A 22,143-nucleotide genomic window follows, 5' to 3' on the forward strand; every position below is an offset into this window, starting at 1 on the left:
GACGACTGGCGGGGGGTCCGCCAAACTGCCTCTCGGGTCGGCTGGCGACAGTGGCAACCGGTACGCACTTCGTGGTGCGCGGGGCGCCCTCTCCCACCAACGTGCTTCAGATCACGACGCGCCCCACGATAGACGGGGGTTTAGCAACCGTCAATTCAAAAGTCATCATTCAGACACACATGTTCGGTCACTATCGCGCTCCTGCGCGCGTCGCTCGGCTCCCCCGTGGGCCGGCAACGGCCCGTCAGCCGCGTCACGGACGTGGCCGAGGGCGTCGTCGAGACTGGCGGCGACGACGGCGCGAGCGGTGCCGATGACGCCGGCCGCCTCGGAGAGGAGGGAGGAGGCCTCCAGCACGCGGTCGACGGCGAGGAGCTCCTCACGCGCCTGGCTCACCACCCGCTCGGGAGCCTCGGACCGCGCGAGCTCCCGGCGCATGACCGCGGCCGTCCCCTCGTCCAGGTCCGCCCGCCCGACGTCCGACCCGATCCGCGACCACACCGGCAGCGTGCGGGCGTGCAGGACGAGGGTCGTCGCCTTGCCCTCGCGCAGGTCCGACATGGCACTCTTGCCCGTCACCACCTCGGGAGCGAAGACGCCGAGGAGGTCGTCGACGAGCTGGAAGGCCTTGCCCAGCGAGAGCCCGACCGCCTCCACCTCCTCCCGCAGGGCCGGTGGCGCACCCGCGAGGATCGCACCGGCGCGCAGCGGCGCCTGGAAGGAGTACCGGGCCGTCTTTTCCGCGGCGATGCGCAGCGCGTCCGTCAGCGAGACGTCCAGCAGCCCGAGCGCGGCCGCCACGTCGCCGAGCTCACCGGCGACGCTGACGAAGACGGTGTCCCACAGCAGCTCCTGGAGGGGTGCGTGCACGTCGGCAGGTGCCTCCACCGTGGCGACCAGCCGGTGCGCCAGGGAGATCGCCAGGTCCCCGGCGAGCACCGCGGCCCCTTCGGCAAGCTCCTGCGCGCCGTGCTCGTCCGCTCCGTGCGCGCGTGCCACGCAGGCCATCCGGGCAGCGAGGTTCGGCTCGCCGCGGCGCATCGTGTCATGGTCGATGAGGTCGTCGTGGACGAGGAACCCCACGTGGAGGAGCTCGAAAGCCGCCCCCACCCGCGCGGCCGCCGCTCGCCGGGTCCCCCCGAGCGCGTCGTGCAGCTCCACGACGAGCCTGCCTCGGAAACGCTTGCCGCCCGCGGCCGCTCGACCGAGCTCCTCCCAGAGCCGGCCGTAGAGGGGCCCGTGCCGCTCCGCGACCGGCCGCAGCTCGGCCAACAGGCCGGTAAGCACGGCGCTGATCTCCGCCTCGGCGGGGGGCGCGGCACCGGCGCGCGTCGGCGTGCTGTCCACACGGTCTCCTCTCACGGGCTCGTGCACGGGCTGCCAAGTCCTCCGCCGAGCCCCGCAACGACGAGTAGGCTTAGGAGAAGAGCACGATGTGTTAACGTCTTTTGTCAAGCCGTGTTTGGCGTCTGCGACACTGTCTTACGTAACATTGCGTAGTTCGGGAACCACAGTCGGTTGCCCGAAGCACATACAACGAGGTGATGTGATGACTCAGCCTAATGCCGTTCACGACCAACGGGTCGGGATGTGGTTCGTCGGCGCGCGCGGCTCGGTGGCGACCACGGCCACCATCGGCGCCCTGGCCATGGCAGGCGGGCTGGCCCAGCGCACGGGTCTGGTGAGCGAGCTCCCGGAGGTGGCCGTCGCCGGCCTGCCTCCCCTCGAGGGACTCGTCACCGGAGGCCACGACGTCCTCGAGACGCCGCTCGCGCACCGCGCGCAGGTCCTCGCGGACGCCGGCGTCTTCCCGCCCTCGCTCGTCGCGGCCCTGGCCGAGGAGCTCGCCGCCGCCGACTCCCGCATCCGCCTCGCCCCTCGGCTCGGCACCCAGCGCGAGACCGCGCAGGCCGTCGAGCAGGACATCCGCGCCTTCCGCGAGGACAACAACCTCGACCGCGTCGTCGTCGTCGACGTCTCCAACACCGAGCCGCCCGCCTCCCAGCGGCCCGAGCTCGACAGCCTCGCCGCGCTCGAGGCTGCCCTGGACGCCGGCCACGCGCCCCTGCCCACGAGTTCCCTGTACGCGTACGCGGCCTTCCGCGCCGGCAGCCCGCTCGTCTCCTTCACCCCCAGCCCGGGCGCGACGCTCGGCGCACTCACCGAGCTCGCCAAGGAACAGGCCCTCCCCTGGGCCGGACGCGACGGCAAGACCGGCGAGACTCTCGTGAAGTCGGCGCTCGCCCCCATGTTCGGCACCCGGGCGCTCAAGGTCCGCTCCTGGGCCTCCTACAACATGCTCGGCGGCGGTGACGGCCACACGCTGGCCGACCCGCGCGCCGCGGTGAGCAAGACGACCACCAAGGGCGCCGGCCTGGACGCCATCCTCGGGTACCACGTCGAGGGCCCCATGCACATCGACTACGTCGAGGACCTCGGGGACTGGAAGACCGCCTGGGACAACATCTCCTTCGAGGGCTTCCTCGGCACCCGGATGACCATGCAGTTCACCTGGCAGGGCTGCGACTCGGCCCTGGCCGCGCCGCTCGTCCTCGACCTCGTCCGGCTCACCGCCCGCGCCCACGAGCGCGGGGAGAACGGGGTCGTCGGCGCCCTCGCCTTCTTCTTCAAGGACCCGCTCGGCGGCATCGACCACACCCTCGCCGGGCAGTGGCGCACGCTCGCCCAGTGGTGCGAGACCCTGGGCGCGTCGGCGTGACCAGCGCGCGCGACATCGCCGAGCTCGTCCGGCTGCCGGCCGCCCTGTCGGTGCCGGGCGACGCGCTCGCCGGCGCCGCCGTCACCGGCACGCTGGGATGGCGCACGGCCGGTCTGGCCGCGTCCTCCACGTGCCTGTACTGGGCCGGCATGGCGCTCAACGACTACGCCGACCGGGACCTGGACGCCGTCGAACGGCCCGAGCGGCCCATCCCGTCCGGCCGCGTCAGCCCGACGACGGCGCTGCGCGTCGCCGGCGGCCTCACCGCCGCCGGCATCGGGCTGGCAGCGGTGGGCGGACGGCGCGGCGTCGCCGTCGCCGTCCCGCTCGCGGCGACCGTGTGGGCCTACGACATGCTCGCCAAGCCGACCGCGTTCGGTCCTGTCGTCATGGCTGCCGCCCGCAGCCTCGACGTCGTGCTCGGCGGCTCGGCCGACCCGCGCCGCGCCGTCCCGGCCGCCCTCGCTCTGGGTGCCCACACCTGCGCCGTCACCGTCCTGAGCCGCGGCGAGGTCCACGGCTCGAGCACCGCCGTCGCGCGCGGCGCCCTCGCGACGACGACGGCGGTCGCCGCTGCCGTCGCCGCCGGCGGCCTGCGCCGGGGCCGGGCCGGGACGCTCGGCCGACTCGCGTCGGCCGCGCTCGCCGGCACCTACGCCCTCACCGTGGGCCGAGCGCAGGCGGCCGCCGCCGCCAGCCCGGACGCGGTCACCGTCCGCCGGGCCACCGGCACCGGGATCCGCGGCATGGTGCCCCTCCAGGCCGCCCTCGTCGCGGGTGGGGGCGCCGTCGCGACCGCCGTCGGCCTCATGGCCGCCGGACCCGCACTCCGCGCCGCCGCGAAGGGAATCTCACTGACATGAGCCTGCTCCTGTCCTACGGGACCAACGGCTTCACCGACCACCGTCTGCCCGAGGCACTGGCGATCATGGCCGAGCTCGGCTACGAGGGCGTCGCCCTCACCCTCGATCACCAGCACCTGGACCCCTTCGCGCCCGACCTCGCCGCGCGGGTCTCGCAGACTGCAGCGCTGCTGGAGCGGTACGGCCTCGCGGTCGCCGTGGAGACCGGGGCCCGGTACGTGCTGGACCCGTGGCGCAAGCACGAGCCCACCTTCGTCTCCGAGGAGGGTGCCGAGCAGCGGGCCCGGCTCATCCGGGTGGCCGTCGACGTCGCCGCCGACCTCGGTGCCGACATCGTCCACCTGTGGTCGGGCACGCTCCCGGCGGGGACCTCCGACGACGTTGCCTGGGAGCGGCTCGTCTCGGGTCTCGCGCCGGTGCTCGAGCACGCCGAGAGCGCCGGGGTGCGCCTCGCCTTCGAGCCCGAGCCCGGGATGTTCGTCAACCGCCTGTCCGGCGTGCGCGAGCTGCGCGCCCGGCTGGGTAATCCCGCCTCGCTCGTCGCGACCGTCGACGTCGGCCACGCCGTCGTCAACGAGGAGGCCAGCCCGGCCGACTGCATCCGCGATAACGCCGACCTCGTCGCCCACGTCCAGATCGAGGACATGCGGCGCGGGGTCCACGAGCACCTCGAGTTCGGCGAGGGCGAGGTCGACGTCACCGCCGCCCTGCGTGCCCTGATCGACATCGGCTACGACGGCCTCGTGTCCGTCGAGCTCACCCGCCACAGCCACGACGCCCCCGCCGTCGCGGCCCGCTCCCTCGCCGTCCTGCGCAGCGCCCTCGACGCCGCCCAGGCCTGACCCCCGTCCGTCCCCAGGAGCAGACATGAGCCGCACCCAGCAGCTGCGCGACGCCATCGCCGCGGACCTCTCCCCCGCCGCCGCGAGCCGGCTGTCGCAGATGACGGCGGAGATCTCTGCCGACCCCTCCGCCGCCGCCCGCCTGTTCCCGGCCGCCGCCCGCGAGGTCGCGCGCGGACCCCTCGACCCCGACGACCCGAGCGGCATCCACGGCCCGACCCTCGACGACGCCGTGCGCGGCGTCCTCCTCGCCGCGCTCGCCGAGGCGGTCGACGACGACGCCCGCCTGCTGCGGGAGGTCAGCGACCTGTACCGCTACGGCGACGGTGACGAGAAGCGCGCCGTGCTCCGCGCCCTCGACCTCCTCGGCCCCGAGGCGCAGCCGGTCGTCGAGGACGCGCTGCGCACCAACGACATCCGGATCGTCGCCGCCGCCATGGGCACCTGGGCCGGCACCCACCTCGACGACGCCACCTGGCGCCAGGGCGTGCTCAAGTGCCTCTTCGTCGGCGTCCCGCTCACCGCCGTCAGCAGTCTCGGCGAGCGGACCGACCTCGAGCTCGCCCGCATGGTGGCCGCCTACGCCCACGAGCGGCTCGCCGCCGGACGCAGCGTCCCCGGCGACGTCCACCTCGTCCTCGACCAGGAGCCCGGCGCCCTAGACCAGTTCCCCGACGTCGCGGCCGCGCTGCGCCCGTCCGCCTGACCCATATCCCTCGACCAGGAGCCCCGCCATGCGCATCTTCGACCCGCACATCCACATGACGTCCCGCACGACGGACGACTACGAGGCCATGCACGCGGCCGGCGTGCGGGCCCTGGTCGAGCCGGCGTTCTGGCTGGGGCAGCCGCGCACGAGCGTGGAGTCCTTCGTCGACTACTTCGACAGCCTCGTGGGCTGGGAGCGCTTCCGCGCCTCTCAGTTCGGCATCGCGCACCACGCGACGATCGCGCTCAACCCCAAGGAGGCGAACGACCCCCGCTGCCGCGGCATCCTCGACCTCCTGCCCCGCTACCTCGCCAAGGACGGTGTCGTCGCCGTGGGCGAGGTCGGCTTCGACTCGATGACGCAGGCCGAGGAGGAGGTCTTCGTCCGCCAGCTCGAGCTGGCCGGGGAGCACGGTCTGCCCGCCATGGTCCACACCCCGCACCGTGACAAGGTCGTGGGGACCCAGCGCACCCTGGACCTCGTCGCCCAGGTGGGCATCGCGCCGGGGATGATCGTCGTCGACCACCTCAACGAGACGACCGTCGACATCGTCGACGACGCCGGGGCGTGGATGGGCTTCTCCGTCTACCCCGACACGAAGATGGACGAGCACCGCATGGTCGCGATCCTCCAGGAGCACGGGCTGGAGCGGGTGCTGGTCAACTCCGCCGCGGACTGGGGCCGCAGCGACCCCCTCAAGACCTACAAGACCGGGCAGGCCATGCTCGCCGCCGGCTTCACCGAGGACGACGTCGACCGCGTGCTGTGGCGCAACCCCGTCGAGTTCTTCGGGCAGAGCGGACGCCTCATGCTCGGCTACGACACCTCCGACACCACCGCCGCCACCTTCGAGGGCAACTCCATCCTCCGCGGTGAGCGCCCGTCCGCCGAGGCCTGAGCCGTGCGCCTGCGCCACCCCGACGGCACCGTCGTCCACCTCGCCTACTGCAGCAACGTCCACCCCGCCGAGGACCTCGCCGGCATCCACGAGCAGCTGCGGCGCTTCGCCGGACCGGTGCGTGAGCGGCTCGGCGTCGAGCGCCTGGGCCTGGGGCTGTGGCTCCCGGCAGCGGCGGCCGGCCGCCTCGCCGCCGAGCACGGTGAGCTCGACGACCTGCGCCGCGTCCTGGACGAGCAGGGCCTGGAGGTCGTCACCCTCAACGCCTTCCCCTACGGCGGCTTCCACGACCCCGTGGTCAAGCACCGCGTCTACCGCCCGGACTGGACCGAGCGCGCGCGGCTGGACTACACGCTGGCCGCCGCTCGCGTCCTCGCCGGGTTGCTGCCCGCCGACGCCGCCCGCGGGAGCATCAGCACCCTGCCCCTCGCGTGGTGGACACCGTGGTCCGACGAGGCGGCGCAGGCCGCCCGGGCCAACCTCGACGCGCTCGCGACCGGCCTGGCGCGGCTGCGCGAGGAGACCGGCCGGACGGTCCGGGTCGGCTTCGAGCCCGAACCGGGCTGCGTCGTCGAGACGACGACCGACGCCGTGCGCGAGCTGGCCGGCATCGACACCGAGTACCTGGGCGTGTGCGTCGACACCGCCCACCTCGCCACCGCCTTCGAGGACGCCGACGAGGCGATGGGCCGGCTCACCGGTGCGGGGCTGCCCGTCGTCAAGGCGCAGCTGTCCGCCGCGCTCCACGTCGCCGACCCTGCTGCGGCCGTCGCGCAGGGACTGCTCGACGACTTCGTCGAGGACCGCTTCCTCCACCAGGTGCGTGAGCCCGTCGCGGCCGGGGTCGTCGGTCGCGACGACCTCCCGGACGCACTGGGCGGCTCGCCGCTTCCGGCGCAGGCCCCGTGGCGGGTGCACTTCCACCTGCCGCTGCACTCCGCCCCCCGCGCCCCGCTGGCCGCGACGACGACCGAGCTCAGCGCCTCGGCGCGGGCCCTCGTGGGCGGCGAGCGACCGCTGACCGACCACCTCGAGGTGGAGACCTACACGTGGTCGGTGCTACCCGCCGACCAGCGGCCGACCGACGACGACGGACTCGTCGCGGGGATCGCCGCCGAGCTGGACCACGCGCGCGCTGAGCTCCACGCGCTCGGACTGGAGGACGCATGACCGACAAGCTGCTCGTGCTCAACGTCGTCGCGCTCACACCGCGGCTCCTCGAGCACATGCCCCGCCTCAGGCGGGTGGCCCAGCAGGGCTACCGCGCCCGGCTGGACACCGTGCTGCCGGCGGTCACCTGCACCGCGCAGTCCACCTACCTCACCGGCCTGCCGCCCAGCGAGCACGGCATCGTCGCCAACGGATGGTTCTTCCGCGACCTCGGCGACATCCTCCTGTGGCGCCAGCACAGCGGCCTCGTCGAGGGCGAGCGGGTGTGGGAGACGATCCGCCGCCACCGCCCGGACTACCGCGTCGCCAACGTGTGCTGGTGGTACGCCATGGGCGCCGACGTCGACACGACGGTCACCCCGCGCCCGGAGTACCACGCCGACGGGCGCAAGGAGCCGGACTGCTGGACGTGGCCGCCGTCCCTCCACGACCAGCTCGTCGCCGAGCTCGGTCCCTTCCCGCTGTTCACCTTCTGGGGCCCGGGCGCCAACATCGAGTCCTCGAAGTGGATCATCGGCGCCACCCGCCGGGTCCTGCCGGACCACGACCTCACGCTCTCCTACATCCCCCACCTCGACTACGACCTCCAGCGCTTCGGCTCCTCCGGGCCCGAGGCCGTGCGCGCCGCCAAGGAGGTCGACGAGGCGCTCGCCCCGCTCCTGGACGACGCCGAGCGGATGGGCGTGACCGTCGTCGTGCTCAGCGAGTACGGGATCACCGACGTCGACCGGCCCGTCGACGTCAACCGGGCGCTGCGCCGCGCCGGGCTGCTCCACGTCCACACGAACTCCACCGGCGAGATCCTCGACCCGTGGACGTCCAAGGCCTTCGCCGTCGCCGACCACCAGGTCGCCCACGTCTACGTCCGCGACCCCGACGACGTCCCCGCCGTCCGCGACCTCCTGGCCGGGCTGCCCGGCGTCGAGCAGGTGCTGGACGAGGAGGGTAAGAAGGCCGCGGGCCTGGACCACCCGCGCTCCGGCGAGCTCGTGCTCGTCGCCGAGCCCGGCGCGTGGTTCACCTACTACTACTGGCTCGACGACAAGAAGGCACCCGACTTCGCCAAGCTCGTGGAGATCCACAAGAAGCCTGGGTACGACCCGGTCGAGCTGTTCATGGATCCCAAGGACAAGTGGGTCAAGCTGCGCGCCGGCAAGGCGCTGCTGCGCAAGAAGCTCGGCATGCGCTACATGATGGAGGTCGTCCCGCTGGACCCGGCGCCGCTGCGCGGCAGCCACGGCCGGCTGCCCGAGACCCCGGACGAGGGACCGGTGCTCCTGTGCTCCGATCCGTCCGCGGCGACGGACCACGTCCGGGCGACCGAGGTCCGCGACCTCCTCCTCCGGCTCGCGGGAGTCCCGGTCCCCGCCTGACCCACGCTCCCGCCCCCACATCCCTCGCCGACAGCTGACTTCCTACTCCAAGCCCACCCCGCCGACCGCTCGGTTGTTACCGCGTGTCACCGACAGGCGACAGCTGACCGGTAAGAACTCAGCTGTCGGCGGGGGTGGGTGGTGAGGCGGGGAGGCGGGGGGAGGCGAGGTGTGGGCGGTTACGGGACGTCGGCCTGGACCAGGGTGCCGCTGCCGTGAACGGTGAGCGGGCCGTCGTCCGCGCGCACGAACGCGGCCTGCCCGCGGCGCAGTCGCAGGGCGTCGGTGGCAGCAGCGACCTCCACCTCACCGTCCAGGCACACGAGCATCCGGGGGCCGCGGCCGGGCAGGGGGCGCGCACCGTCGGCGCAGTCGCCGTCGGCGAGGGTGGTGACGGACAGCTCGAAGTCGTCCACCGGCGCGTAGAACACTCGGGTGGCGCCGTGGAAGAGCTCGGGTGCCACGCGGATCGGCGGGGCGGCGACGTAGTCAACGCAGTCGAGGACCTCCCCGACGTTCACGTGCTTGCTCGTCAGGCCGGCGCGCAGGACGTTGTCCGAGGAGGCCATGACCTCGACCCCGAGGCCGGACAGGTAGGCGTGCACGCCTCCGGCGGGGACGAACAGGGAGTCCCCGGGCTGCAGCGTCACGGGGTTGAGCAGCAGCGAGGCGACGACGCCGGGGTCGTGCGGATGGTCCTCGGCGAGCCGTCCGACGATTGCGTCCGCACGCGGCGAGGGCGAGCCGTCCGCCACCCGCTGCCGGCACGCGGCGACGACGTCGGTCACCTCGCGCGCCGAGGGGCGGGTCGCGGGGTCGAGCAGGGAGGTGAAGGCCGTACGCATCCCACCGGGGGTGGGGTCGGCGACCAGGGCGGCGTGGAGGGCCCGGGTGAGCGGCGCGTCAAGGTCCGCGAGGAGCTCGGCAGCGCGGCGTGGAGCGCGGAAGCCGGACACGGCCTCGAAGGTGGTGAGCGCGAATACGAGCTCGGGCTTGTGGTTGGCGTCGCGGTAGTTGCGCCACGGCGCGTGCAGCGGCACCCCCGCTCGGTTCTCGGCGGCGAAGCGGGCACGGGCCCGCTCGAGGTCGGGGTGCACCTGCAGGGACAGCGGCCGGCGCGGGGCGATGAGCTTGAGGAGGTAGGGCAGCTGGACGCCGAAGCGGGCCAGGACGTCGCGGCCCAGTGTGCCGGCCGGGTCTGCCTCGATGAGCCCGAGGACGTCACCGGCGCCGTCCTCCGCGCGTGCCGGGCCGCTGGGGTGCGCCCCGAACCACAGCTCGGCGAGCGGCGTCCCGTCCGGCTCGGTGCCCATGAGCCGGTGGATCGCCGACGGCGAGCCCCACGAGTAGTCCCGCGGGACGCCGAGCACTCGCCGCATCTCCACCTCTCACCGCGGCAGGCGGGCGCCTGCCGGCCCGCCTACCGTATCGGTCGGCTCGGTGGGCACGCCGCACCCGCGCGCCGGGAGGCACGATCGCGGGCCGGACTGAGGAACGGCTGCCCGCCAGACGCTCGACGCCCTGCTCGTGTCCGCCTGCGCCCGTTCCCGCGAAAAAGCGGGGAAGCGGGGTTGTGAGTGCCCGGATCGTCGCCCGTCAGGGCCGTCAGGCCAGGACCTGCGGGGCGGCGACGGTCCACCGCTCCGCCCAGCTGCCGATGGGCTCCACCCCGGCCGCGAGGAGAGCGTCGTGGCCGAGCACCGAGTACGCGGGCCGCGGTGCCGGCCGCTGGAACGCCTCGGACGTCGTCGGAGCCACCATGGCGGGGTCCTTGCCCAGCGAGCGCACGATCTCCTGGGTGAACCCATGCCATGACACCGCACCGCTGGCGGTGCCGTGGTAAGTGCCGGGCACGGCATCGGCCTCGACGAGCCGCAGGATGAGGTCGGCGAGGTCGGCCGTCCAGGTCGGCTGGCCCATCTGGTCGGCCACCACAGTGAGCTCGTCGCGTTCGGCTGCGAGGCGAGCCATCGTCTTCGGGAAGCACTGGCCGTGGGCGCCGTAGAGCCACGCCGTACGCACGACGAGGTGGTCCGGGGCCTCGGCGCGAACCGCCCACTCCCCCGCTGCCTTCGTCCGGCCGTAGGCGGATCGCGGCGCCACCGGGGCCGACTCCGGGTAGGGCCGCTCCCCGTCCCCCGCAAAGACGTAGTCGGTCGAGACCTGCACCATCCGTGCCCCTGCGAGCCGGGCAGCACGCGCGAGGAGCTGCGGGGCGACGGCATTGAGGGCAAAGGCCTCGGACTCACGCGTCTCGGCGTCGTCGACGGCAGTCCACGCCGCACAGTTGACGACGACGTCGACGTCTCGTACCAGCTGGGCCACGTGTGAGGGGTCGGTGACGTCCAACGTCGAGCGGTCATACGACCGGAGGTCTGCGCCACGCCGTCGTAGCTGCTCGCACAGGTCGCTGCCGAGCATTCCTCCGGCTCCCGTGACCAGCCAGCGTGCATCCGTGATCATCACGCCCTCCAGCGTAGTGTCCTTCGGTGAGAGGAGTCACCGCTCTCGGTCCTGCGGCCGGCACGTCGGTGAGGTGTGCTGATCCTCCCGGCGTGAGGAGTCGCTGCGGCGGAGGTCTCACCTCAACGCGCATCTCCATGACTAGGGTGTCCCCATGCAGATTTCGGTGATCGGTTGTGGGTACCTCGGTGCGGTGCACGCGGCGTCGATGGCGGAGCTGGGCCATGACGTCGTCGGGATCGACGTGGACGAGGACAAGGTGGCACTGCTCAACGCGGGCGAGGCGCCCTTTCACGAGCCCGGGTTCACCGAACTCCTGGAGCGCAACGTGAAGGCGGGGCGGCTGCGCTTCTCCACCGACTTCGCCGCCGTGGCCGGCGCCCGAGTCCACTTCATCGGGGTGGGCACCCCCCAGCAGGCCGGGTCCTACGCCGCGGACATGTCCCAGGTCAACGGCGCCGTGGCCAACCTGCTGCCCCACCTGGCCCCCACCGGCGACGGCCCGGTGCTCGTGGTGGGCAAGTCCACCGTGCCGGTGGGCACCGCCGCCCAGATCGCCGACCAGGTGACCGCCGCCGGTGGCGTCCTGGTGTGGAACCCGGAGTTCCTCCGCGAGGGCTTCGCGGTGCAGGACACCATCTCCCCCGACCGCATGGTCTACGGCCTGCCGACCGACTCCGAGGCCGCCCGGGTGGGCCAGGAGGTCCTGGACGAGGTCTACGACAACCTCATCAACACCCAGGGCATCCCCCGCCTGCTCACCGACTACGCCACCGCCGAGCTCGTCAAGGTCGCCGCGAACTCCTTCCTGGCCACCAAGATCTCCTTCATCAACGCCATGGCCGAGCTGTGCGAGGCCACCGGCGCCGACGTCACCCAGCTCGCCGCCGCCATCGGCCACGACGACCGCATCGGCCACAAGTTCCTGCGCGCCGGCGTCGGCTTCGGCGGCGGCTGCCTGCCCAAGGACATCCGCGCCTTCATGGCCCGCGCCGAGGAGCTCGGCGTGGACGAGGCCCTGGGTTTCCTGCGCGAGGTCGACTCCATCAACGACCGCCGCCGCGACCACGTCATCACCCTGGCCACCGACCTCCTCGACGGAGCCGTGGCCGGGAAGAAGGTCGCCGTCCTGGGCGCCTCCTTCAAGCCCGACACCGACGACATGCGCAACTCCCCGGCCCTGGACATCGCCCACCGCCTGTCCCAGGCCGGCGCCCACGTCGCCGTCACCGACCCCCAGGCCGGCCCCATCCTCGCCACCCAGGACAACCACGGCCTCAGCGTCGCCGACACCCCCGAGGACGCCATCACCGGCGCCGACGTCGTCCTGCTCCTCACCGAGTGGCGCCAGTTCCGCGACCTGGACCCCGCCGCCGTCAAGGACCTCGCGCGCCGGCCGGCCATCATCGACGGCCGCAACGTCCTGGACCCCGCCCAGTGGCGCGCCGCCGGCTGGACCTACCACGGCATGGGCCGTCCCTGACCGACCGTCCGTGCGACCGACCAAGGAGTAGGCCCGGGCGCGCGCTCGTGACCGGTGGGACCGGTTCACCGGTGCCAACCTCGTCCGCCAGACCCTGACCGAGCGTCCGGGCGTCCAGGTCACCGCCCTCGACACGCTCACCACGCGGGCAGCCGCGAGTTTCCGGCCGGCCTGGACGTCGAGCGCGCACCACATCTGCACCGACGAGGTGTACGGGGACCTCGAGCTCGACGACCGGCCACGTTGGCCTCCGGACAGTGGCCGCCCGCTCCCGCCGGCCTGTCGGCGGCTGCCAGGACTGTTGCAGTGCACGCCCCTCTGCCAGACTTTTCTGGTGCCCGAGCTTCCGGAGGTGCAGGCCCTGGCGCAGGTGCTCGCCACCCGCGCCACGGGCCGGACGGTGCGCGCCTTCCACGTCACCTCCTTCCCCGCCCTCAAGACCTACGACCCGCCGCCGACGGCGCTCGTCGGGGCCACCGTCACCGGCGCCTCTCGGCACGGGAAGTGGCTCGGCCTCGCGACGACGACGCCCGACGGTGACCTCCACCTCGTCTTCCACCTCGCCAGGGCGGGGTGGGTGCGCTGGCACGAGACGGCGCCCACCGGGATGCCACGGGCGGGGAAGTCCGGGCTCGCGGCGCGCATCGTCCTCGACGAGGGCGCCTTCGACCTCACCGAGGCGGGCACGAAGAAGAGCCTGGCCATCCACGTCGTCCGGGATCCCGCCACGGTCGAGCGGATCGCCACGCTCGGGGTCGAGCCGCTCTCGGCGGCCTTCACCCGCGAGCGTCTCGACGAGCTGCTCGACGGGAAGAACCAGCAGGTCAAGGGCCTGCTGCGGGACCAGGGGGCCATCGCCGGCATCGGCAACGCCTACTCCGACGAGATCCTCCACGCCGCCCGGCTCAGCCCCTTCGCGCTGACGCGCACCCTCGACGCCGACGCCCGCGACCACCTGTACGGCAGCATCGGCGGCGTGCTCGAGGCCGCGATCGCCGCGGCGGTAGGGCGGGAGGCGGCCGAGCTCAAGGACGTCAAGCGCTCGGGGATGGCCGTGCACGGACGCGCGGGCCAGCCCTGCCCGCGGTGCGGGGACACCGTGGCGGAGGTGTCCTTCGCCGACTCCTCGCTCCAGTACTGCCCCACCTGCCAGACCGGCGGCAAGCTCCTCGCCGACCGCCGCATGTCCAAGCTCCTCCGCTGACCGCACCCCCTCGCTGACCGCCCCCCTTCGCCGACAGCACCCCTCGCTGACCGCACCTCTTCGCCGACAGCCGGAATCCTCCGGCGGTCGAGGGATCCGGCTCTCGGCGCGCGGGGATGGAGCGGAGAATCCGGCTCTCGGCGCGCGGGGATGGAGCGGAGAACCCGGCTCTCGGCACGCGGGGAAGGAGCGGAGAACCCGGCTCTCGGCACGCGGGGAAGGAGCGGAGAACCCGGCTCTCAGCACGCGGGGAAGGAGCGGAGAACCCGGCTCTCGGCACGCGGGGAAGGAGCGGAGAATCCGGCTCTCGGCACGCGGGGAAGGAGCGGAGAACCCGGCTCTCGGCACGCGGGGATGGAGCGAGGAATTCGGCTCTCCGCGGGGGTAGAGGACCCACCGTCAGAGGGTGACGGTCGTGCCCTCCTGCGCCGCCTGGAGGATGGCTTCGATGACGGTGAGGGTGTGGACGCCCTGGTCCATGGTGACGATGTCGGCGCCGTTGCCCAGGACGGCGTCTCGGAAGTTCTCCTGCTCCACGGCCAGGGGCTCGCGCTTGGGCAGGGCGTAGCGCACGACGTCACCTTCGGTGACGCCGCGGAAGTGGGCCACCCGGTCCCAGGTCGTGGGGACGGTGCCGTTGGCGTAGAAGATGAGGTCCCCGCTCATCGTGTCGGCCACGAGGGCCCCGCGCTCACCGGTGACGACGGTGGTGCGCTCCTTCATCGGCGAGAGCCAGTTGACGACGTGGTTGACGATGACCCCGGACTCCAGCACCCCGGTGGCCACGACCATGTCCTCGTGCTCACGGCCCGAGCGGTGGGTCACCTGCGCGGACACCTGCCGGTAGGTCGAGCCCGCGATGAACGCGGCGAGGTCGACGTCGTGGGTCGCCAGGTCCTTGACCACACCCACGTCGGAAATCCGCGCCGGGAACGGGCCCTGCCGGCGCGTCTGGATCTGGTACACCTGTCCCAGCTCACCGGCCGCCAGCCGGCGGCGCAGCTCCAAGATAGCGGGGTTGCACCGCTCCACGTACCCCACCGCCCCGACCAGGCCGGCCTCCGTGAAGGCGGTCGCGACCCGCCGCCCCGCCTCCACGGTGTGCGCGATGGGCTTCTCGATCATCGTGTGGACCCCGGCCGCGGCCAGCGTCAGGCCCACCTGCTCGTGGTACACCGTCGGCACCGCGACCATGGCCGCGTCGATCCCCGCGGCGATGAGGGCCTCGACGTCCGGGAGCACCTCCAGGCCACCGGCCACCCCGTAGGTGTCACCGGCCGGATCGGCGACCGCCACCAGCTCCACCCCCTGCGTCGCCCGGATCACCCGGGCGTGGTGGCGGCCCATCGACCCCAGCCCGATCAGGCCCACCCGCACCGGCCCACGCTCCGCCGTCGTCATCACGCGCCCGCCCCGACGACGGCGTTGACGCCCGCCACCACCCGCTCCAGGTCCCCCTGGGACAGGGAGGGGTGCACCGGCAGGGAGATCACCTCACCCGCCGCACGCTCGGTCTGGGACATGTCCACCGTGGGCACGTACTGCTCGAGGGAAGCGAGCCGGTGGGAGGGAGTGGGGTAGTACACGCCCGTCCCGATCCCGTGCTCCTCACGCAGCGCGGTGACCATCCGGTCCCGCTCGCCCGCGTCGACGCGGACCGTGTACTGGTGGTAGACGTGCACCGCACCCGCCGTCACCGGCGGGGTCACCACACCGGACAGGTGCGCGTCGAAAAAGGCCGCGTTGGCCTGCCGCTGCGCCGTCCAGCCCGGGAGCTTGCCCAGCTGCACCCGCCCGATCGCCGCGTGGATGTCAGTCATCCGCACGTTCAGGCCCACGACCTCGTTCGCGTACTGCCGCTCCATGCCCTGGTTACGCAGCAGCCGCACCTGCCGGGCGACCTCCTCGTCGGCGCAGGCGACCATGCCGCCCTCACCGGAAGTCATGTTCTTCGTCGGGTACAGCGAGAACATCGCAAAGCGCCCCCACGTACCCACCAACCGCCCGTCCAGGCTCGCCCCGTGCGCCTGCGCGGCGTCCTCGAAGACCTCCAGCCCGTGCTCCGCGGCCACCGCACCGATGCCGTCCATGTCGGCCGGGTGCCCGTACAGGTGCACCGGCATCACCGCCCGCGTCCGCTCCGTCACCGCCGCCGCCACCGACTCCGCAGACAGGCCGAACGTGCCGGCGTCGATGTCCGCGAACACCGGCATCGCCCCCGTCAGCGCGACCGAGTTCGCGGTCGCCGCGAACGTGAAGGACGGGACGATCACCTCGTCCCCAGGGCCGATCCCGCACGCCAGCAGACCCACGTGCAGACCCGCCGTCCCCGAGCTCACCGCCTGGCACCGCCGCCCCGCCACCAGAGCAGCCGCGAACTCCTCCTCGAAGGCCGCCACCTGCGGCCCCTGCGCCACCATCCCCGAACGCAGCACCGCATCGACAGCGGCCCGCTCCTCGTCCCCGATCAGGGGCTTGGCAGCAGGAATCAGTGGCTGGTTCATTCGGTGACCTCGCAGAGCTCGTCGTTCCGGATCTCGTAGCGCCGGCCGGTGGCCGGGCAGCGCAGCTGGTCGCCGTCCGGCTCGAGCCGCCGGCCGGCATGCCCTACCCAGCCGACCCTCCGGGCGGGGACGCCGGCGACCAGGGCGTGGGCGGGGACGTCGCGGGTGACGACGGCGCCTGCGGCAACCGTCGCCCAGGCCCCGATCGTCACGGGCGCCACGCACACGGCCCGGGCGCCGACGGCGGCGCCGGTCCCGATGGTGACGCCCACGGGCTGCCAGTCCTCGGCGGTCTTGAGGGTGCCGTCGGCGTTGATCGCGCGCGGGTGGGTGTCGTTGGTGAGCACGGCAGCAGGCCCGATGAACACGCCGTCGGCGAGCTCGGCGGGCTCGTAGACCAGGGCGTAGTTCTGTACCTTGCAGTGCCGACCCAGGCGCACGCCGCTGCCGATGTAGGCACCACGTCCGATCACGCACCCGTCACCGAGGACCGCACCTTCGCGGACCTGGGCCAGGTGCCAGACGGTGCTGCCCTCGCCGATCTGGGCATCTGCCGCGACATCGGCAGTGTCGGTGATCCGTGCAGACATGCATCCCTTCCCCCGCTGACGTGGCGCAGCGCTCCGCACAGACTAACCGAGCCGAGGACCGAGGCCGCCGCCCTGCGGCCGGGTACCGCTCGAGCGGTACTGCGCGGGCCGTTGGGGTGGGAGCGCCCGTTCCTGTCACAATGGGGCGATGAGCTCGACGCAGGTCACCGACGCGTGGCTCGTCGTACCGCTCTACCAGGAGGAAGCCGTGATCGGCGACGTCGTCGCCGAGGCGCGCGAGACGTTCCCCGGCATCGTGTGCGTCGACGACGGCAGTGCCGATGACTCCGCAGCACGGGCGCGGACGGCCGGCGCCGTCGTCGTCCGTCACCCAGTGAACCTGGGCCAGGGCGCTGCGCTCCAGACCGGCATCGACTGGGTCCTGGAGCGCACGGACGCCCGCTACCTCGTGACGTTCGACGCCGACGGCCAGCACCAGGTGAGCGACGCCGTGGCCATGGTGCACAGGGCGCGGGAGGAGGACCTCGCCGTCGTCTTCGGTTCACGCTTCCTGGACCGCCGCACCCGTCCCGGTCTGCTCAAGCGTGTCGTGCTCATGGTCGCGGTGTGGGTGACGAACAGGTCGACGGGACTGCGTCTCACCGATGCGCACAACGGCTTGCGCGTCATTCGTCGCGATGCCGCACAACGGGTGCAGCTGCGGCAGAACCGGATGGCGCACGCGACGGAGATCGTCGCGCAGCTCGGCCGTACCGGTCTACCGTGGGCCGAGCAGCCGGTTCACCTGCTTTACACCGACTACTCTCGGGCGAAGGGCCAGTCGCTGCTCAACTCGGTGAACATCCTCGTCGAGCTCGTCTTCCGCTGACTGCAGGAGCGTCATGTCCGAACAGATCGTCATCCAGGTGCTGCTGCTCGCAGGGGTGAGCGTGGTCGCGGTACTGCTCACCAGGACGACGGCGAACGCGCGGCACCAGGCGATCCGGCGAATCCTGCTCGTCGGCTTCGTCGCGGTCGCTGCAGGGTCGGTCATGTTCCCGGACTGGCTCTCCTGGCTCGCGCGGCGCGTGGGTGTCGGTCGTGGTGCCGATCTGCTGCTCTACGCGCTCGTCATCGCGTTCCTCTCCTACATCGCGACCAGCTACCGCAGGCTGAGCGAGCTCGAACGGCGCATCACCGTGCTCGCGCGCGAGGTGGCACTGACGCGCTCGCGCATCGAGGACGTCCAAGGGCCCCCGAACCGCCTCGGCTGACCCTTCGCGGGCGTACCTGCACAAACCCTCCACGCTCACCCCACGATGTCGGCGCCCCTCCCTGGGGGCACGGTCCTATGATCGACTGTTGTGTCCGCCAGAACTCCTCGCCACGCCTCCCTGCAGCGCAGTCCCCGCCGGCTCGCCCGCGGAGCCGGGGTGGCCGCGTTGAGCCTGGCCCTCTTCGCGGGCAGCAGTTTTGCGCTCGCGTACAACGACTTCCAGACCAACATCGACCGGCACGACATCGACGACTACCTCGGTGAGCGGCCGACGGCGGACGGCGCCGAGCCGGCGCCCCTCGACCCGTCGTCGGGGGAGGACATCAACGTCCTCATCCTCGGTTCGGACACCCGCACCGGCGAGGTCAACAACGAGTACGGCGAGACGCCTGAGGGCGGCCAGCGCTCGGACACCACCATGCTCGCCCACATCTCGGCCGACCGCTCACGCGTGGAGGTCGTCTCGATTCCTCGTGACTCCCTCGTCACCGTGCCCCGCTGCATGATGGCGGACGGCACCTGGGTCGAGGAGCGGACCGAGGCGATGTTCAACTCGGCCTTCGCGGAGGGCGCCGACGGCGGTGACCTCGGGACCGCGGCGGCCTGCACGATCCGCACGGTGGAGAAGTTGAGCGGGGTGCTCATCGACGACTTCGTCATCGTCGACTTCGCCGGCTTCATCAATGTCATCGACGCACTCGGTGGGGTTCCCATGTGCATCCCCGAGCCGATCAACGACGAGAAGGCGGGACTCGAGCTGAGTGCCGGGGAGCAGGTGCTCGGCGGCCGTGACGCGCTCGGCTTCGCCCGTGCCCGTTACAACGTGCCCGGCAGCGACGGCTCGGACATCGACCGGATCGGGCGGCAGCAGGAGCTCGTCGCAGCGATCGCCCGCGAGGCCCTGTCCAAGAACCTCCTCACCGACCTGCCCAAGCTCTACCGGTTCCTCGATGCCGCGACGTCCACCCTGACCACCGGCACCGAGCTCGGATCCATCCCCACGATGGCCGGTCTGGCCTACTCGCTGCGGGGGATCGACCTCGAGAACATCGTCTTCGAGACGATGCCTTTCGACTGGGCCGGCAACCGCGTGCGCCCCTCCGCGGACGCAGAGGCGCTGTGGGAGGCCCTGCGCAACGACGAGCCGATCCACGGAGCGTTGAACGCGACCGGCGAGGAGCCCAGCGACGAACCGACCGTCGGCGGCACCACCGAGGAGCCGCCGGAGGCGCCACCGCTGACCGCCGAGCCCGAGGCAACGGACACCCCGATCTGCCCGTGAGCGCCTCCCACACGCAGGGCGGGGGGCGCACTACATTGGCGCAGCACGGACACTCTGGAGTGAGATGAGTCAGGACGGACCTCGGGACCGCGGACGCCGGCCACAGCCGGACGGCACTGGCATGCCCCCGAGCTTCGCGCCCGGCGGCTCCTCTCCCCGGCCCGACGCCCGCGGCGCCCGGCCGGTGGGTGAGGGCAAGCCCGCCCGACCGGTACCCGCCCCCGGCCCCGCGGTGCCCGAGCGCCGCTCCGTCCAGGGCCGGGCGGAGCAGCCCGGGCGCGTGCCGCCCTCGCAGCGGCCCGCCGCCTACGCCCGTCGTTCCACCACCCCGGCGCAGGCCACCCCGGGCCCGGCCGCGGCGCAGCCCCGTCCCGTCCCACCACCCCACGGCGCGCCCGCGCCTGAGCGGCACCGCCGGCGCGGACGGTGGGCGGTCGTCGCCGTCGTCGTCGTCCTCGCGCTCGTCCTCGCGTGGCCCGTCGGACTGCTCCTGTGGGCCAACGGGCGCATCAACCACGTGACCGCGCTGTCCGGCGCGGCGGACACCCCGGGCACGACATATCTGCTGGCCGGGTCCGACTCCCGTGCCGACGGCGCTGCCGACGACGGGACGGAGGGGCAGCGCTCGGACACGATCATGCTGCTCCACAAGCCCGCGGGTGGCCCCGCCGCGCTCGTCTCACTCCCGCGGGACACCTACACCGAGGTGCCCGGCCACGGACCGGCGAAGCTCAACGCCGCCTACTCCGTGGGCGGGCCGGAGCTCCTCGTCGAGACCGTCGAAGACCTCACCGGTCTGACGGTGGACCACTACGTCGAGATCGGGATGGCCGGCGTGCGCGACGTCGTCGACGCCGTCGGGGGCGTCGAGCTATGCCTGGACTACGACGTCGACGACTGGCGCAGCACGCTGGTCTGGGAGGCAGGATGCCACCGCGCGGACGGCGAGACGGCGCTGGCCTTTGCCCGGATGCGCTACTCCGACCCCGACGGTGACATCGGCAGGACCGAGCGGCAGCGACAGATCGTCGCCTCGATCATCTCCGAGGTCTCCGAGCCCGGGACGCTGCTCGACCCCCGCGGCCACGTCGAGCTCATGGACTCGGCACTCGGCGCGCTGGTCGTCGACGACGCCACCGGGATCGTCGACCTCGCGCGGATGGCACTGGCGTTCAGGTCAGCGACCGGTGCGGACGGTCTCATCGGTCCGCCCCCGATCTCGAACTACGACCACCGGCCCGGCGCCGTCGGGTCCACGGTCCTCCTCGACCCCGAGCGCGCGCCCGGGTTCTTCGAGCGGCTGGCCGCCGGCGAGCTCACGCCGGCCGACTTCGAGTAGGCACCGCGTCCACCACCCGGCTCAGTGGCGCAGACGCGGCGCCTCGATGGCGGGGCAGGTGTCCATGACGACGTCGAGGCCTGCGTCCCTGGCGCGTCGGGCGGCGGCCTCGTCGAAGACGCCGAGCTGGAGCCACACGGCCCTGGCCCCGGCGGTGATCGCCTCGTCCACGACGCCTCCGGCGAGGGAGGAGTTGACGAAGACGTCGACGACGTCGATCTCGCCGGGCACGTCCGCGAGCCGCGCGTAGCCCTGCGCACCGTGGACGCGCTCGGCCCGAGGGTGCACCGGCACGATCTCCATGCCGAGCCCCTGGACGTAGGCGGCGACGCCGTACGCGGTGCGGGCCCGGTTGGCCGAGAGACCGACGACGGCCCAGCGGCCCGGCGTGGTCAGCAGCCGCTCGATGACGGCGGGGTCGTTGCGGTGGCTCATGCCCGGCGCAACGCCGGGGTGCTCACCGGCATTCCGCTGCCGTGGTGAGGTGGCTCAGCCGATGCGGCGCGGCCCGGCCTGCCAGGCGGCCCAGGCGCTGGCGATGATCTCGGGCAGTCCCTGCTGAGCCGTCCAGCCCAGGACCTCGCCTATGCGGTCCGCGGAGGCGACGAGACGGGGCGGGTCACCTGCCCGCCGGGGTGCGACGTCGGTGGTCACGTCCAGGCCGGACGCGCGACCGATCTCGGCGATGACCTCGGCGACCGACGCGCCATGGCCGGTCCCGACGTTGAGGACCGAGGCGCGCTCGCCCTCGTGCCCGAGGTGGTCGAGCGCCGCGAGGTGCGCGTGGGCGAGGTCCAGGACGTGGATGTAGTCGCGCACGCAGGTGCCGTCCGGCGTCGGGTAGTCGTCGCCGAAGATCGTCGGCCGCTGCCCTCGCGCGAGGCGGTCCAGCACCATGGGGACGAGGTTGAGGACGGCCGGGTCCCCGAGGTCGGTCCACCCGGCGCCCGCGACGTTGAAGTACCGCAGGCTGGCCGAGCGCAGCCCCCAGGCGCGCTGGGCGTCGGCGATGAGCCACTCCCCCACGAGCTTCGTCTCGCCGTAGGGGTTGATCGGCTGCGGCGTCGTGTCCTCGGTGACGACCTCGACGTCCGGCATGCCGTAGACGGCTGCGGAGGAGGAGAAGATGAGCCGGTCCGCCCCGACGGCCTCCATCGCGGCGAGGACGTTGGCCAGGCCGGTGACGTTCTGCTGGTAGTACCAGGCCGGGCGCTGGACCGACTCGCCGACCTGCTTGCGGGCGGCGAAGTGGATGACGCCGTCGACCTCGCGCTCGCGCATGACCAGCTCCAGCCGCTGCTGGGCATCGCCGGCGGCGACGTCGAGCTCGACGAGGGTGGCCTCGCCGACGCGGTCCTCCTGACCGGTCGACAGGTCGTCGACGACGACGACGTCCTCACCCCGCTCCAGCAGCAGCCGGACGACGTGCGCGCCGATGTACCCGGCTCCACCGGTGACCATGATGCTCATGGGGCCAGGCTACCGGAG

21 protein-coding genes are annotated in these 22,143 nt (G+C 72.8%); 13 read left to right on the plus strand and 8 right to left on the minus strand.

What is annotated here, in order from left to right; translation table 11 throughout:
- Positions 1-165: 165 nt before the first annotated feature.
- Positions 166-1,347 carry a polyprenyl synthetase family protein gene (locus M3148_RS08795; RefSeq protein WP_251304298.1) on the minus strand — a complete coding sequence of 394 codons (1,182 nt, stop codon included), beginning with the start codon at positions 1,345-1,347 and terminating at the stop codon, positions 166-168.
- A 202-nt stretch (positions 1,348-1,549) separates the two neighbouring features.
- Between M3148_RS08795 and M3148_RS08800 the strand changes: the two genes are divergently transcribed.
- The 7 genes from M3148_RS08800 to M3148_RS08830 are packed head-to-tail and all read left to right on the plus strand — an operon-like array spanning position 1,550 to position 8,574.
- On the plus strand, positions 1,550-2,719 hold the full coding sequence (locus M3148_RS08800; RefSeq protein WP_251304299.1) for an inositol-3-phosphate synthase: 1,170 nt from the start codon (positions 1,550-1,552) through the stop codon (positions 2,717-2,719).
- Positions 2,716-3,582 carry an SCO3242 family prenyltransferase gene (locus tag M3148_RS08805; RefSeq protein WP_251304300.1) on the plus strand — a complete coding sequence of 289 codons (867 nt, stop codon included), beginning with the start codon at positions 2,716-2,718 and terminating at the stop codon, positions 3,580-3,582. Before M3148_RS08800 ends, M3148_RS08805 begins: the two co-directional genes overlap by 4 nt.
- On the plus strand, positions 3,579-4,424 hold the full coding sequence (locus tag M3148_RS08810) for a sugar phosphate isomerase/epimerase family protein (RefSeq protein ID WP_251304301.1): 846 nt from the start codon (positions 3,579-3,581) through the stop codon (positions 4,422-4,424). Before M3148_RS08805 ends, M3148_RS08810 begins: the two co-directional genes overlap by 4 nt.
- A gap of 25 nt (positions 4,425-4,449) precedes the next feature.
- Entirely contained in the window at positions 4,450-5,130 is a 681-nt protein-coding gene (locus M3148_RS08815; RefSeq protein WP_251304302.1) for an EboA domain-containing protein, read from the plus strand.
- A gap of 28 nt (positions 5,131-5,158) precedes the next feature.
- The gene (locus M3148_RS08820; protein WP_251304303.1) at positions 5,159-6,031 is read left to right on the plus strand and encodes a TatD family hydrolase; all 873 of its coding nucleotides are present in this window, start codon (positions 5,159-5,161) and stop codon (positions 6,029-6,031) included.
- A 3-nt stretch (positions 6,032-6,034) separates the two neighbouring features.
- Positions 6,035-7,201, plus strand: coding sequence for a metabolite traffic protein EboE (gene eboE / locus M3148_RS08825; protein WP_251304304.1), 1,167 nt, complete (start codon positions 6,035-6,037; stop codon positions 7,199-7,201).
- Positions 7,198-8,574: an alkaline phosphatase family protein gene (locus M3148_RS08830; RefSeq protein WP_251304305.1), complete on the plus strand. Its 1,377-nt coding sequence runs from the start codon at positions 7,198-7,200 to the stop codon at positions 8,572-8,574. The genes eboE and M3148_RS08830 overlap by 4 nt, the downstream gene beginning before the upstream one ends.
- Before the next feature lie 179 nt (positions 8,575-8,753).
- Here M3148_RS08830 and manA read toward each other — a convergent pair whose 3' ends face one another.
- Positions 8,754-9,953 (minus strand): mannose-6-phosphate isomerase, class I, encoded by a 1,200-nt coding sequence (gene manA, locus M3148_RS08835; RefSeq protein WP_251304306.1) that lies wholly within the window; start codon positions 9,951-9,953, stop codon positions 8,754-8,756.
- Positions 9,954-10,179: 226 nt separating this feature from the next.
- Positions 10,180-11,037: a dTDP-4-dehydrorhamnose reductase gene (gene rfbD, locus M3148_RS08840; protein WP_251304347.1), complete on the minus strand. Its 858-nt coding sequence runs from the start codon at positions 11,035-11,037 to the stop codon at positions 10,180-10,182.
- Between the two features lie 154 nt (positions 11,038-11,191).
- Between rfbD and M3148_RS08845 the strand changes: the two genes are divergently transcribed.
- Together M3148_RS08845 and M3148_RS08850 are read left to right on the plus strand one after the other, a co-directional pair.
- Positions 11,192-12,520: a UDP-glucose dehydrogenase family protein gene (locus M3148_RS08845; RefSeq protein WP_251304307.1), complete on the plus strand. Its 1,329-nt coding sequence runs from the start codon at positions 11,192-11,194 to the stop codon at positions 12,518-12,520.
- Positions 12,521-12,854: 334 nt separating this feature from the next.
- Positions 12,855-13,724, plus strand: a complete 870-nt coding sequence (locus M3148_RS08850; RefSeq protein WP_251304308.1) for an Fpg/Nei family DNA glycosylase — start codon at positions 12,855-12,857, stop codon at positions 13,722-13,724.
- A 399-nt stretch (positions 13,725-14,123) separates the two neighbouring features.
- Here the strand turns inward: M3148_RS08850 and M3148_RS08855 are convergent, their stop codons facing one another.
- From M3148_RS08855 to M3148_RS08865, 3 genes are read right to left on the minus strand one after another with little or no spacing between them, the layout of a single operon-like run.
- The gene (locus tag M3148_RS08855; RefSeq protein ID WP_251304348.1) at positions 14,124-15,125 is read right to left on the minus strand and encodes a Gfo/Idh/MocA family protein; all 1,002 of its coding nucleotides are present in this window, start codon (positions 15,123-15,125) and stop codon (positions 14,124-14,126) included.
- Positions 15,125-16,228, minus strand: coding sequence for a DegT/DnrJ/EryC1/StrS family aminotransferase (locus tag M3148_RS08860; RefSeq protein WP_251304309.1), 1,104 nt, complete (start codon positions 16,226-16,228; stop codon positions 15,125-15,127). Before M3148_RS08860 ends, M3148_RS08855 begins: the two co-directional genes overlap by 1 nt.
- Positions 16,225-16,818 (minus strand): acyltransferase, encoded by a 594-nt coding sequence (locus M3148_RS08865; protein ID WP_251304310.1) that lies wholly within the window; start codon positions 16,816-16,818, stop codon positions 16,225-16,227. The genes M3148_RS08860 and M3148_RS08865 overlap by 4 nt, the downstream gene beginning before the upstream one ends.
- Positions 16,819-16,966: 148 nt before the next feature.
- On the opposite strand from M3148_RS08865, the gene M3148_RS08870 reads away from it, so the two are divergent.
- The 4 genes from M3148_RS08870 to M3148_RS08885 all read left to right on the plus strand — a co-directional run bounded on the left by M3148_RS08870 (position 16,967) and on the right by M3148_RS08885 (position 20,655).
- Positions 16,967-17,647 (plus strand): glycosyltransferase family 2 protein, encoded by a 681-nt coding sequence (locus M3148_RS08870; RefSeq protein ID WP_251304311.1) that lies wholly within the window; start codon positions 16,967-16,969, stop codon positions 17,645-17,647.
- Positions 17,648-17,660: 13 nt separating this feature from the next.
- Positions 17,661-18,032 (plus strand): DUF2304 domain-containing protein, encoded by a 372-nt coding sequence (locus M3148_RS08875; RefSeq protein ID WP_251304312.1) that lies wholly within the window; start codon positions 17,661-17,663, stop codon positions 18,030-18,032.
- A gap of 90 nt (positions 18,033-18,122) precedes the next feature.
- Positions 18,123-19,316 carry an LCP family protein gene (locus M3148_RS08880; protein WP_251304313.1) on the plus strand — a complete coding sequence of 398 codons (1,194 nt, stop codon included), beginning with the start codon at positions 18,123-18,125 and terminating at the stop codon, positions 19,314-19,316.
- A gap of 121 nt (positions 19,317-19,437) precedes the next feature.
- Positions 19,438-20,655, plus strand: coding sequence for an LCP family protein (locus tag M3148_RS08885; protein ID WP_251304314.1), 1,218 nt, complete (start codon positions 19,438-19,440; stop codon positions 20,653-20,655).
- A 21-nt stretch (positions 20,656-20,676) separates the two neighbouring features.
- Here the strand turns inward: M3148_RS08885 and M3148_RS08890 are convergent, their stop codons facing one another.
- Positions 20,677-21,090 carry a CoA-binding protein gene (locus tag M3148_RS08890; protein ID WP_251304315.1) on the minus strand — a complete coding sequence of 138 codons (414 nt, stop codon included), beginning with the start codon at positions 21,088-21,090 and terminating at the stop codon, positions 20,677-20,679.
- 54 nt (positions 21,091-21,144) lie between these two features.
- Complete coding sequence (galE, locus tag M3148_RS08895) at positions 21,145-22,125, minus strand: UDP-glucose 4-epimerase GalE (protein ID WP_251304316.1); 981 nt, start codon at positions 22,123-22,125, stop codon at positions 21,145-21,147.
- Between the last annotated feature and the right edge of the window lie 18 nt (positions 22,126-22,143).

This window comes from Georgenia satyanarayanai (assembly GCF_023715365.1).
Lineage (GTDB): Bacteria > Actinomycetota > Actinomycetes > Actinomycetales > Actinomycetaceae > Oceanitalea > Oceanitalea satyanarayanai_B.